Origin of the sequence: Lysobacter helvus (assembly GCF_018406645.1) — a bacterium.
GTDB classification, from domain to species: domain Bacteria; phylum Pseudomonadota; class Gammaproteobacteria; order Xanthomonadales; family Xanthomonadaceae; genus Noviluteimonas; species Noviluteimonas caseinilytica.
The window spans coordinates 913999-927759 of the sequence record NZ_AP024546.1 but is presented as its reverse complement, the minus strand read 5'-3'; the positions used below and the strand labels follow the sequence as shown (position 1 = coordinate 927759).

The window sequence follows — 13761 nt, the reverse complement described above, 5'->3', positions numbered from 1 at the left end:
GACCTGGGTCACAGGGGTTGGATCCGTCGTGCGCCGATGTGTGGGCGACGTCGCGGATTCGTAAAACACATCAGGGGAACAACTTGAAGATCGAACGTAACCGTGCCCGCAAGGGTGCCGTCGTCGCACGTCGTTATTCCGTTTCGCCCGTCACGCGCGCCATCCGCAGCGTCCTGACCGTCTCCACCGCCGCGCTGGCCTTCTCCGGCACCGGCCTGGCCCTGGCGAGCGCCCCCGTCCACACCACGCAAGCGCCGGCCTTCGCCGCGCAGCATGCCGACCTCTCGCAGCACGCGGCCTTCGCGCCGTCGGTGCCGGTGGTCGACCTGACGCTGGTGCGCGACGCCGATCTTCCCGCGAGCGTGGTGGGTGGCGACCTCGGCCTGACGGCCGCGCTGTCCGACACGGATCTCCAGTACGCCGGCCCGGTGGGCCCGGGCGGCGGCGATGCGTTCGATCGCGTCTTCGATATCGCCAACGTGCAGTCGTTCGTCGCGCCCGGCCCGGGCGGCGGCAGCGGCGGCCTCGACGACCAGGTGTTCTTCAGCTACAGCAACCCGGGCAATTTCCCGGGCAACTGGTACGTCTCTCCGCACGGCAACAACATAACCGTGACGTCGAACACGGGCCTCGCCGATGGCTGGTTCGTCTCGCTCGGCGGCATCGACGAGCTCGACGCCGATTGGACGATGGACATCACCGGCTACACGTGGGCCGCTGGCGTGGAAATGGAAGTCGCCGCGCAGGGTTACGTGCTGCAGACGGGCGACATCAGCGCGACCGCGACCGGCGCCTACGGCCAGGCGATGGGCGTGTACGTGTCCGCCGGTACCGACGCGACGATCAGCAACGACGGCGGCAGCATCGGGGCCCATGCGACGGGCGCCTACGGCATCGCGGCCGGCTTGTTCGGTTATGCCGTCTCCGGCACCAGCGATGTCGGCAACAACGGCCTGCTCGTCGCCGACGCCAACAACAGCGGCACCGCGATCGGCGTGACGTCGACTTCGGTGTACGGCACGGCGCTGGGCGCCAACAACGGCACGATGTCCGTCTCCGGCGGGGATTACGGCACCGGCGTCGGCGCCACGTCGTTCTACGGCACGGACGCCCGCGCGATGAACAACGGTGCGATGACCGTGTCCGGCGGCTACAGCGCGATCGGCCTCGACGCCGATGCCGCGTATGGCAACGCAATGGCGTCGAACGGCGACTCCGCCACCGTCCAGGTCACCTCGCTCGGTTACGCGCTCGGCATGCAGGCCACGGCGGGCGGCAACGCCACCGCGAACAACACGGGCAACGTCAGCGCGACCGCCCTGTTCGGCAACGCGATCGGCATGCAGGTCCTCGGCGACACGGCCAGCGGCACCAACGCCGACGGCGGGACCTTGACGGTCTCCGGCGGGTACGTCGCCATCGGCATCGATGCCGAAGGCGCCAGGTCCGCCAACGCGACCAACGGCGGCACGCTCGACGTCGACGGCAGCTTTGCCGCGATGGGCCTCTACGCGGGCGCCAACGGCACCGCGATGGCGAGCAACACCGGCACGATCACGGTCGACAGCATCGATGCCAACGCCTTCGGCCTGCTCGCCTACGGCGGCGGCAACGCCACGACGTTCAGCGACGGCTCGCTCGCCGTCACCTCGGCGTACGGCGATGCGCTGGGCCTGCAGGCGATCTCCGTGGCCGGTGACGCGAATGCCACCAACCTCGGCACGCTGAAGGTTTCCGGCGACAACGCCAAGGGCCTGTACGCGATCTCCTACGGCACCGGCACCGCGCACGCCGAGAACACCGGCACGATCAACGCCGGCGGCGTGAACAGCGCGTACGGCATGTACGCGCTGTCGGTCAACGGCGATGCCTCGATCCACAACGGCGGCAGCGTCGGCGCTTCCGCCGACGGCGCGGCGATCGGCGCGTTCGTTGGCGGCTACAACGCCAGCGTCAAGAACGACGGCGACATCGCCGCGACGTCGAACAGCTTCATCTCCGAGGGCGTTCTCGCCGTCGGTGCGTACACCGACATCACCAACAGCGGCAGCGTCTCCTCCTCGGGCCTGGTCGCGTTCGGCCTGGACAGCGAAGGCGCGTACGGCGCCGGCATCACCAACAGCCGCGACGTCACCGCCACCGGTTACTTCCGCGCGTATGGCCTGTACGCCACGTCCAGCGGCGGCAACGTCGCGATCGCCAACACCGGCAACGTGGACGTCGACGCCTTCGGCGTGGCCTACGGTGCGTTCGCCAACGGTGCGGGCGCGATCACGGTCACCAACGACAACGGCATCGATGCGCGCTCGGAATACACCGATGCGCTCGGCGTGCTCGCCGTCGGCGGCGCGGTGAACGTCACCAACACCGGCATCGTCCATGCCGACGGCTACGCCACCGGCGCCGGCATCTATGCCGCCGGCGGCTTCGTCACCGTCGACAACGACGGCGGCAACATTTCCGCGAATGCGCGCGTCGGCGACGGCTTCGCGGTCGGCGTGCTCGCCGCGGGCGGCGACGTCGCCGTCAACAACAGCGCCTTCATCGGCGCGACCGGCGCCTACGCCACCGGCATCGACATCCGCGCGGCGTACGCCGCCACGGCGACCAACAACGTCGGCGGCACGGTGCAGGTGGACGGTTCGTTCGCCACCGGCATCAGCGTGCGCAGCTCGAACGAAGGGCAGGCGGCGACGGCGACGAACGACGGCACGGTGAACGCCAGCGGCACGGCGTCCGTGAGCGGCATCGAAGCGGTCAGCCGCGCCTTCCAGGGCACGGGCGTCGTCACCAACAACGGCAGCGTCAACATCAACGCGCCGTATGCGGGCGTCGCGCAGGGCCTGGTGGCCGCCGGCGACAGCGGCGCGATCATCCACAACACGCAGTACGGCACGCTCAACGTGACCGGTGGTTCGGCGGCCTACGGCGCGCTCGCGCTGTCGGCGGACGTCGAAGGCTCCTTCACCAACGACGGCCGCGTGATCGTCAACGCGGTCTCGCGCGGCGGCACCGCGTTCGGTGCGGTCGTGCAGGGCAACACCGGCATCGCCACGGTCGACAACACCGGCACCGGGCTCATCGTGGCGCAGGGCGACAACGCGTACGGCGCCTATGCGACCGGCTTGTTCAGCCATGCCAGCGTCGACAACAGCGGCGTCATCTATGCCTTCGCCAATGCCGGCAATTCGTTCGGCGCGCTGGCGTACTCGTACAACAACCTCGCCACCACCTCCAACGCCGGCCTGCTCGTGTCGTCGGCGGCCGGTGCCTCGGTCGGCATGGAAGCGCTGACGCTCTTCGGCGATGCCAGCATCACCAACGACGGCACGCTGTTCGCCGGCGGCGGCACGCGCGCACGCGGCGAGATCGCGCGTTCGCTGTTCGGCACCGCGACGACGTCCAACGACGACACCATCATCGTGCGCTCCAACGGCGGCGCCTACGGCATGTGGTCGCGCGCCGACTACGGCGTGGCCGATGCCACCAACAACGGCGACGTCGACGTGCAGTCGTACTACAGCCGCGCCTACGGCGTGCTGTCGGGCGGCTACTACGGCGCCACGCTCACCAACACGATCGACGGCAAGGTCGACGCGCGCGGCTACACCAACGCGATCGCGGCGGCCGCGTATTCGAACTACGGCGACGTCACGATCGTCAACGACGGCTCGCTGAGCGCTTCGGCGCTCGGCCTGTCGTACGGCATCCAGGCGCTGGCCGCCTTCGATGCGACGGTGACCAACACCGGCACGATTTCCTCGATCTCCAGCGCGGCGGTCGGCGACGGCATCTACGCCAACGCGACCAACGTCGACGTCACCAACACCGGCGACATCGTGGCGAAGGGCGATTACTGGTCTGCGGGCATCGAAGGCCGCGGCGACGCGGTGTCGATCCTCAGCAGCGGCGGTTCGGTCGATGCGTACGTGTACGACGGCAACGCCTTCGGCCTGTTCGCACGCGCCAACGACGACGCCACGGTGCGCAACAACAGCGACATGTGGGCCACCGCGGAGCACGGCAACGCGTACGGCGAATTCGCCATCGCCGGCAACGGCATCGGTGACCACGCCATCACGACCAACGGCGGCGACGTGATCGTCCGCGCGTACGACGGCGCCGCCTACGGCGTGCTCGCCGCCGGCACCGACGTGGATTCGACGAACAGCGGCACGCTCGACGTGCAGGGCACCCTCGCCGCCACCGGTATGGTGGGCCTGGGCAACACGCATTCGATCCTGATCAACCACGGCGACATCGACGCGCGCGCCAGCGCCGACGGCAGCACGGCGATCGGCCTGTACGCCTACGCGGTCGGTTTCGCGCGCGGCGTCAACGACGGCACCATCTACGCGCACGCCAACAACGGCAACGCGCTCGGCATGGACGTCTACGGCGACACGGCCGTCGTGCAGAACCTGGCGGGTGGCGACGTTTCGGCCTCGGTCTACCAGGGTATGGCCATCGGCAGCTACAGCTGGGGCACGATCTCCAACACGGTGACCAACGCCGGAGTGGTCCGCGCCAGCACCGGCGACGGCAACGCCACCGGCATCATGGCGCTGGGGTACGGCGTCGTGCAGGTCAACGCTTCGGCCACCAGCCAGGTCACTGCGAGCGGCAACGGCAGCGGCACCTTCACGACCGGCATCCTCGCCGACGGCGACGTGGCGGGCGTGGACAACGCCGGCGGCGTGGCGGTGAACGGCACCGGCGCGCGCTCGGTCGGCATCCAGGTCTTCGGCGACACGTCGGCCACGATCAACACCACCGGCATCGTGAACACGAGCGCCGGCAAGTACAGCAACACCAGCGTCGTCGGCCTGCTGGCCGACGCCACCGGCGCGGTGTCGGTCACCAACGGCGGCATCGTCACGGGTGCGGGCGGCTACGACGCCACCGGCATCCTCGCGCACGCCTACGACGGCGACGTGGCCGTGTCCAACACGAGCGACGGCACGATCCAGGTGACCGATGCCTTCAACCGCAGGGTCACCGGCGTCTACGCCGCGTCGTCCTACGGCGACGTGTCGATCGACAACGCCGGCACGATCAGCGCCGGCGGCACGTTCACCTTCCCGAAGTACAACATCGACAGCACCACCGAAGTCGCGATGGGCGCGAACGCCTACGCCGCGTTCGGCAACGCTTCGATCACCAACAGCGGCACCGTCAACGTCCTCGCCGGCGTCTACGGCGCGGGCCTGGTGGCCGGTTCGTACGAGGGCGATGCCAGCGTCGTGAACACCGGCACGGTGAAGGTGACGGTCAACGGCGACTTCGCCATCGGCCTGGGCGCGCAGTCGGATGACGGCAACGCTTCGGTCAGCAACGTCCACGACCTGACGGTGACCAACAGCTACAGCGTTGCCGTGGGCGGCGCCGCCAGCGGCGACTCCGCTTCGGCCTCCAACGGCGGCAACCTCACCGTGTCCGGCGTGTCCGGCGCCGTGGGCCTCGCCGCGCATGGCAGCACGCAGGCCGATGTCCTCAACGATGGCTCGGTCCAGGTCACGCAGCTCCAGTCGGGCAACAGCCTGGCGGCCACCGGCCTGCTGGCGTACGCCTCGGTCGGCGATGCGATCGTCACCAACCACGGCAGCGTCTCGGTCAACGCCTACGATCGCGCGGTCGGCATCGACGCGTCGGCGTACGGCAACACCACGGTCACCAACGCGAACGACGTCACCGTGTTCGGCAACTACGGCTACGCGATCGGCGTGATGGCGCGCGACCTGGATGGCGCCGGCGGCGACCTGACGGCCGTCACCAACAGCGGCCAGATCCACGCCGGCTCCGGTTCTTCGTGGGCCGAAGGCGTGTTCGCCGAAGGCGAGAAGGTCAACGTCACCAACGCGCTCGGCGGCTCGGTCGAAGCCACCGGCCTGCACTTCGCCGCGGGCATCGACACGCGCGGCGACACCGTTGCGATCGCCAACGCCGGCGACGTCTCGGCCCAGGCGTTCGACAGCACCTACAGCATGGCGATGGGCATCGAGGGCTTCGCCAACGACGCGCTCGCGATCACCAACACCGGCCACGTCGATGCGACCAGCCCGTACGGCGATGCGAAGGGTGTCGCGGCCTACGGTTACGGCACCGTGCTCGTCGACAACCGCGGCAGCATCGCGGCCGGCGCCTACGGCTACGCGATGGGCATCGGCGCGGAAGGCCTGGACGGCGCCTCGGTGACGGTCCGCAACAGCGGCGACATCACCGCGACCTCCGACGACAGCTTCGCCGACGGCATCTTCTCCCGCGGCGGCGCGGTCTCGATCACCAACACCCACGCGATCGTCGCCACGGCGACGCAATGGGCGGCGGGCATGGAAGTCGACGCCGACGCGATCACCATCGCCAACGGCGGCGACATCACCGCGACCTCCACCGGCAACGGCCAGGCCTCGGGCATCTACGCCTACGGCCTGACGTCGATGGCGATCGGCAACACCGGCCACGTCATCGCCTCGGCCGTCGACGGCAACGCGTTCGGCATCTCGGCCTACGGCGAATACGCCACGACCGCGGTGACCAACGGCGGTTCGCTCAACGCGCGCAGCACCAACGGCAACGCCACGGGCGTGAACGCCTACGGCGACGCGACCACGGTGGCCAACGCCGGCACGATCGACGCGCTCGGCCACGACGCCGCGTTCGGCATCCAGGCTGGCGCGTACGGCACGGTGTCGGTCTCCGGCAACGGCACGATCCACGCGACCGCGACCCAGTACGCGCTCGGCGTCGGTGCGGACGGCGACATCGCCAACGTCAACGTCGGCGGCACGACGATCGCCGCCGCCGACCAGGCGATCGGCATCCGCGCCTCGGGCAACACCAGCGCCTCGGTCAACACGACGGGCACGGTGACGGCCACGGGCATCGCCAGCGCGTTCGGCGTGCAGGTCGATTCGGACGCCTCGTCCTTCCACAACACCAACGTGGTCCGCGCCACCGCCACCGGCGATGACGCCTTCGCCGCCGGTGCGCTGGTCTTCGGCGCCACGGCGTCGGTCAACAACGGCGCCACCCTGTCGGCGACCGCGACCGGCCACGACAGCCAGGCCATCGGCGCGTTCGTGCTCGGCGGCGACGTCTCGCTCGCCAACACCGCCACGATCACCGCCACCAGCACCTCCGGTGCGGCCGTCGGTGCGCTGGTCGGCGCGAAGTACGGCGACGGCACGGTCACCAACAGCGGCACGATCACGGCGACCGGCCACACCGGCAACACGGTCGGCCTGGTCGCGCAGTCGGCGGGCGACGTCACGGTGAACAACACCGGCACGATCAACGCGATCGACGCCGGCTACGCGATCGCCATGGGCCTGTACGCCGACGGCACGTCGGTGGTCACCAACACCGGCACGATCGTCGCGACCTCCAGCGTCGAGAACAGCGTGGCGATCGCCGGCGGCGACGGCGTCGAGGACATCCGCAACGCCGGCATGCTCAACGGCGCGCTGGTGCTCGGCGACGGCAACGACGTGCTGACCAACCAGAACCACGGCACCTGGATCGTGCGCGGCCACGGCACCGACTTCGGCGGCGGCGACGATCGCATCGTCAACGCGGCCGGCGGCACCATCGTGATGAACAACGCGGCGATCTCGCTGGGCGGCAATTCCGGCGCGGGCAACGTGTTCACCAACGCGGGCCTGGTCTCGGTCAACGGCGACAGCAGCATCGACCTCGGCACGGGCCTGTCCGCCGCGCCGCTGATGCAGAGCAACCTGCACGCCATCGCCGCGGCGCCGGTCTCGGTGCTCAACCCGATCGCCTTCACCAACAACGGCACGATCAGCTTCCTGGACGGCGCGCCGGACGACACGCTCACCATCTACGGCGACTTCGCCGGCCAGGGTGCGCTGAACGTCGACGTCAGCCTGCTCAACCGGACCAGCGACATGCTGTACATCGAAGGCAACGTGTCCGACGGCACGAAGCAGGCGCTCAACGTGCGCGTGCTCGACCTGCCGAAGACGGTGGCGGGCCTGTCGATCCCGGTGGTCTCGGTCACGGGCGAATCGAAGGCCGGCGAGTTCACGGCCGGTACCTTCTCCATCGACCGCGTGCTGCTCAACGCCAACAACTTCGTCAACCTGAAGGTCGGCGTCACCGAGCGCATCAACACCGCCAACGCCACCGCCGACCTGTTCAACATCACGGTCGCGATGGACGGCGTGAACGACACCGGTTCGCTCGCCGGCGACATCGCCACCGGCGCGCAGAGCCTGATGACCACGCAGGTCGGCACGTTCCGCCAGCGCATGGGTGTGTTCTCGCGCATGGGCGACAGCGACACCGGCGCGTGGGTCCGCGTCTTCCACGACAAGGGCACGATCACGCCGCAGTTCACGCTGGACAACATGCCGCAGAACGGCCAGTTCGGTTTCGAACAGACCAACAGCGGCGTGGAAGCGGGCGTCAACGCCTACGTGACCGATGGCTTCTTCATCGGCGCCACGCTGGGCAAGAGCGAAGGCAAGCAGTCGCTCGACAACGGCTTCGGTTCCGACAAGCTCAAGGGCGACACCGCCGGCCTGTACATGACGTACCTCTCGCCGAACGGGTTCTACGCCGACGTGTCGTACCGCTGGATGCATTTCGACGCGGACCTCACCTCGGCCGGCGGCAAGCAGGAAAGCGGCGGCGACGTGGGTGCGTTCAACGTCGAAGCGGGCTGGAACGTGTGGACTTCGGCCAGCGGCCTGAAGCTCGTGCCGCAGGTGCAGTACACGCGTTCGGAAGTCTCCAACGTCGACATCCTGCACGGCGACCTGGCGAGCTTCGAGATCCACGGCGGCACGTCCTCGCGTGGTCGCGCGGGCCTGGAGCTGGAGCAGTCGTTCACCACGGCCTCCGGCGCGAACTGGACCCCGTACGGCGCGCTGAGCGTGATCCGCGAGTTCAAGGGCGAGCAGGGCTTCACCATCGCCGACACGTTCACCGGCCACACCTCGACGCAAGGCACCAGCGGCATGCTGGAAGTCGGCGCCAACGTGAAGATGGGCAACCTCGACATCTTCGGCGGCCTGAACTGGACCGACGGCGGCGCGTTCGACAGCATCCTCGGCGGCCAGGTCGGCCTGCGCTACACCTGGTAAGGCACGCGGGCCCGGCGGATTCCGCCGGGCCCCGTCGCATCCGGGGGCGCGTTCAGCCGGGACATTCGTAACGATTCATCGCCGGCCCGCGAAAGACGCTGGCCCGCGACCGCGAAATCGTTTCAACTGTGGCGCTGGGATCGCAGACGTCATTTCGGAGAACTTCGTGGCAAGCAAGAAAAAGACTGCCGGCGCCGACACGGCCGCCGGGCAGGCAGCAGACGCCGTCGCACCGCAGGCGCCGGCCGCACCGGCCACGCCGGAACCCCGGAACGAAACCCTCAACACCGCGCAGTCGGAAAAGCCGCCGCTGGACCTGACCAAGCTGCAGGTCGAGAAGAGCTGCTCGCGCGGGCTGGCTTCGTGGCTGTCGAGCAATCGCGTGTCGCTGGCGATCTCCTCGTACCAGACCGGCCGCGTGTACCTGGTCGGCAGCGACCAGCAGGGCCGCGTGTCGTTCTTCGAGCGCATCTTCGAGCGCGCGATGGGCATCGTCGGCAACGCGCAGCGCATCTACCTCGGTGGCCTGTACCAGTTGTGGCGCTTCGAGAACATCCTGCGCCCGGGCGAATCGATCCACGGCAAGTTCGACAAGTGCTACGTGCCGCGCAATGCGCAGACGATCGGCGACCTGGACATCCACGAACTCGGCATCCGAAGCGACGGCCGCGTGGTGTTCGTCAACACCAAGTATTCGTGCCTGGCCGAGCTGAGCCAGACGCACAGCTTCAAGCCGATCTGGAAGCCGAGCTTTATCAGCAAGCTCGCGCCGGAAGATCGTTGCCACTTGAACGGCCTGGCGATGGTCGACGGCAAGCCGAAGTACGTCACCGCGGTGTGCAAGTCCGACGCGGTGGATGGCTGGCGCGATCGCCGCATGAGCGGCGGCGTGGTGATCGACGTGGAGACCGACGAGATCGTGTGCGAAGGCCTGTCGATGCCGCATTCGCCGCGCTGGGCCAACGGCAAGCTGTGGGTGCTCAACGCGGGCACCGGGCACCTGGGTTACGTGGATTTCGCGAAGAAGGCGTTCGTGCCGACCGCGTGGTTCCCGGGCTTCCTGCGCGGCCTGTCGATCGTGGGCAACGTGGCCGCGGTGGGCCTGTCGAAGCCGCGCAACCAGCGCTTCGAAGGCCTGCAGCTGGACGAAGAACTGAAGAAGCGCGACGTCGAACCGTGGTGCGGCGTGCAGATCGTCTCGCTGGCCAACGGCGACGTGCTGAACTGGATCCGCTTCGAAGGCGACATCTCCGAGATCTTCGACATCAGCTTCCTGCCCAACGTCGTCAACCCGATGATGATCGGCCTGCGCACCGCGGAGATCCGCGAGCTGATCACGTTCGAACCCGAAGCGCAGCCGGAGGTGGTGGCATGAAGACCTGGATCGTGTTGATGGCGGCGCTCGTGGCGCCGGTGGCGTTCGCGCAGCAGCAGGCGGGCAAGCCCGTCGCGGCACCGGCCGCGGCCGAGCAGGGCCAGGGCGCCGATGCGATGTTCGCCGCGTGGGATGCGAACCACGACGGTTCGATTTCGAAGGACGAGTTCCGTGCCGGCTTCGTGCAGGTGCGCGATGCGTTGACCGTGCAGCGGCTGCACGCCGAGTTCGAGCGCCGCGACGCGAACCACGACGGCAAGCTCCAGGCCAGCGAGTACGCGCAGATGATGCTCGTGCAGCGCGCCGGCAAGAACGCGCCGCCGATGTCGGCGTTCGACAAGGACAAGAACCAGTCGCTGGACTTCCCGGAATACCTGGACGCCCTGAAGACCCTGGCGAAGTCGCAGCCCGCGACCGCCGCACCGAAGAAATAAGGCAGGCCACACCGTGTCTTTCGAAACCACCAACGTCTGGCGCACCACGACGCCGGAACTGCAGGCCGAACTGGTCGATTTCTGGACGCGCCACGGCGCGCTCGCCGATCCGGCGCGTGCTGCGTTGCGCGCCAAGCAGGCCGTGGTCGTGGCCCGCGATGCCGACGGCCAGATCGTCGGCGTCGGGACCGCGTTGCTGCGGATCATCCCGCGCCTGCGCCAGCCCACGTATTACTACCGCCAGTTCTTCGCGCCGGAATTCCGCGGCAACAAGGGCGCGGTGCCGTTCTTCCAGGAAGCCCTCGACATCCTCGAAGCGGCCAACAAGGAGAAGCCCGAGAGCATCGGCGTGCTGCTGGAGCTGGAAAACGCCACGCTCAACGGCCGCTACACCCAGGCCGTCGAACCGCGCACCGGGGCCACGTTCATCGGCTACTCGCCGCGCGGGTTCCAGCTGAAAGTCGTGTATTTCAAGGACGCGGTGCTGTTCCCGCCGGCGCCGCTCCAGCGCCGCGCCCAGGCCCCGGTCCGCCGCACGGCCTGAGCGGGCAGGGGTTCACCGGGGTTGCCACGCCCCGGTGGGGCCGCTATCATTCCGCCTCTTTTGTTCCGCCCCTACATCACGCGGCGACGTTCCGCGGGGCCCTCGCGCCCCCGCAACCAGCCCGACCATGTACCCACACGAGTTACGCATGAAGACTTTCAGCGCCAAGAACGAGACCGTCCAGCGTGACTGGTACGTGGTCGATGCCGAAGGCAAGACCCTCGGCCGGCTCGCCTCCGAGCTCGCCCGCCGCCTCCGCGGCAAGCACAAGCCCGTCTATACCCCGCACGTCGATACCGGCGATTACCTCGTGGTGATCAACGCCGAGAAGATCCACGTGACCGGCAAGAAGCTGACGGACAAGATGTACCACCGGTTCACCGGTTACATCGGCAACCTGAAGACCGAGTCCCTGGGCCAGGCGCTGGAGCGCCACCCGGAACGCGTCCTCGAAACCGCCGTCAAGGGCATGCTCCCGAAGAATCCGCTCGGCCGTGCGATGTATCGCAAGCTGAAGGTTTATTCCGGTCCGAACCATCCGCACACCGCCCAGCAGCCGCAGCCGCTGGATTTCTAAGAGCTCCCTATGGCAATCCAGCAGAATTACGGCACCGGCCGCCGCAAGTCCTCCACCGCCCGCGTGTTCCTGCGCAAGGGCAACGGGACCATCACCATCAACGACCGCACGATCGAAGACTTCTTCGGCCGTGAAACCGCGCGCATGATCGTCCGCCAGCCGCTCGAGCTCACGCAGTCGACCGACAAGTTCGACATCTTCGTGACGGTGGAAGGCGGCGGCATCACCGGCCAGGCCGGCGCGATCCGCCTCGGCATCTCGCGCGCGCTGGTGGAATACGACGAGTCGCTGAAGACCGACCTGCGCAAGGCCGGCTTCATGACCCGCGACGCCCGCGAAGTCGAACGCAAGAAGGTCGGCCTCCACAAGGCCCGCCGCGCGACGCAGTTCTCCAAGCGCTGATTCTGGAAAACGCGTAAGCGGTGTGTTGACGGGTGGCCGCGCTACAATCGCGGCCGCCCGAGTTCCAAAATTGCAGCCACAGCCCCGTCGCCAAGCGGTAAGGCACCTGACTCTGACTCAGGCATTCGGTGGTTCGAATCCATCCGGGGCTGCCAAATCCGAAGAACCCGCCGCAAGGCGGGTTTTTCTTTTGCAGGATTCAAACCGGCGCGCCACAATCGCGGGCCTCGCGCTCCCCCGCGCTGCAAACGCCAAGGCCACTGCATGAAGCTCGCTTCCCTGAAGGAGGGCGGCCGCGACGGCACCCTCGTCGTCGTGTCCAAGGATCTCAAGCGCGCCGTGCGCGCCACCGCGATCGCGCCGACGTTGCAGCGCGCGCTGGAAGACTGGCAGAACGCCGCGCCGCGCCTCAACGCGTTGTACGACGTGCTCAACGGCGGCGAACCCGATGACGTGTTCGACCTGGATGTCGGTTCGCTCGCCGCGCCGTTGCCGCGCGCGTACGAATTCGTCGACGGCAGCGCGTATCTCCCGCACGTCGAACGCGTGCGCCGCGCGCGCGGCGCCGAAGTGCCGGAAAGCTTCTACGTCGATCCGCTGATGTACCAGGCCACGAGTGCCGGCTTCCTCGGCCCGCGCGATCCGGTGAAGGTGGTCGACGAGGCCTACGGCATCGACCTGGAAGCCGAAATCGTGGTGATCACCGACGACGTGCCGATGGCCGTCTCCCCCGAACGCGCGGCGATGCACCTGCAGCTCATCGGCCTCGTCAACGACGTGTCGCTGCGCAACCTCATCCCGGGCGAACTCGCGAAGGGCTTCGGCTTCCTGCAGTCCAAGCCGCGGTCGGCGTTGTCGCCGGTCTTCGTGACGCCCGACGAACTCGGCGATGCCTGGCAAGGCAACAAAGTGCACTTGCCGCTGCTCACGCACATCAACGGCCAGTGGTTCGGCGCGCCGGAAGCGGGCGTGGACATGCAGTTCGACTTCGCGCAGCTGGTCGCGCACGCCGCGAAGACGCGGCCGCTGTCGGCCGGCACCATCGTCGGCTCGGGCACCATCGCCAACGAAGACACCAGCAAGGGCGCCTCGTGCTTCGCCGAGAAGCGCACCGTGGAAACGCTGGAGCAGGGCAAGCCGGTCACGCCGTTCCTGTCATTCGGCGACAGCGTTCGCATCGAAATGCTCGACAAGGCCGGCCACAGCATCTTCGGCGCGATCGACCAGAAGATCGAACGGCAGTCGGCGGCAGGCTGACGGTCTTCCGCCCGGCAGGCGGGCAAGCTAATGTGCCTTGCCGCACCACGCGGCAGGCGCTCGGG

General features: G+C 68.3%; 7 protein-coding genes and 1 tRNA gene. All 8 read left to right on the top strand.

Translation table 11 applies throughout. From position 1 onward, the window contains the following. The first annotated feature begins 83 nt into the window (after nt 1-83). The 8 genes from LYSHEL_RS04575 to LYSHEL_RS04540 all read left to right on the top strand — a co-directional run bounded on the left by LYSHEL_RS04575 (nt 84) and on the right by LYSHEL_RS04540 (nt 13696). On the top strand, nt 84-9107 hold the full coding sequence (locus tag LYSHEL_RS04575) for a beta strand repeat-containing protein (protein ID WP_213436129.1): 9024 nt from the start codon (nt 84-86) through the stop codon (nt 9105-9107). Nucleotides 9108-9273: 166 nt separating this feature from the next. Continuing rightward, a complete protein-coding gene (locus LYSHEL_RS04570; protein WP_244858666.1) occupies nt 9274-10482 on the top strand; it encodes a TIGR03032 family protein in 1209 nt (402 codons plus the stop codon). Beyond that, on the top strand, nt 10479-10916 hold the full coding sequence (locus LYSHEL_RS04565; protein WP_213436127.1) for an EF-hand domain-containing protein: 438 nt from the start codon (nt 10479-10481) through the stop codon (nt 10914-10916). The genes LYSHEL_RS04570 and LYSHEL_RS04565 overlap by 4 nt, the downstream gene beginning before the upstream one ends. A gap of 13 nt (nt 10917-10929) precedes the next feature. Then, nucleotides 10930-11460, top strand: coding sequence for a hypothetical protein (locus LYSHEL_RS04560; protein WP_213436125.1), 531 nt, complete (start codon nt 10930-10932; stop codon nt 11458-11460). Nucleotides 11461-11608: 148 nt separating this feature from the next. Beyond that, nucleotides 11609-12037 carry a 50S ribosomal protein L13 gene (rplM, locus tag LYSHEL_RS04555; protein ID WP_213436123.1) on the top strand — a complete coding sequence of 143 codons (429 nt, stop codon included), beginning with the start codon at nt 11609-11611 and terminating at the stop codon, nt 12035-12037. Between the two features lie 9 nt (nt 12038-12046). Next, complete coding sequence (rpsI, locus tag LYSHEL_RS04550; protein WP_213436121.1) at nt 12047-12439, top strand: 30S ribosomal protein S9; 393 nt, start codon at nt 12047-12049, stop codon at nt 12437-12439. Nucleotides 12440-12519: 80 nt separating this feature from the next. Continuing rightward, a tRNA-Gln gene (locus LYSHEL_RS04545) sits at nt 12520-12594 on the top strand. Nucleotides 12595-12703: 109 nt separating this feature from the next. After that, a complete protein-coding gene (locus LYSHEL_RS04540) occupies nt 12704-13696 on the top strand; it encodes a fumarylacetoacetate hydrolase family protein (protein ID WP_213436119.1) in 993 nt (330 codons plus the stop codon). Nucleotides 13697-13761 lie beyond the last annotated feature (65 nt).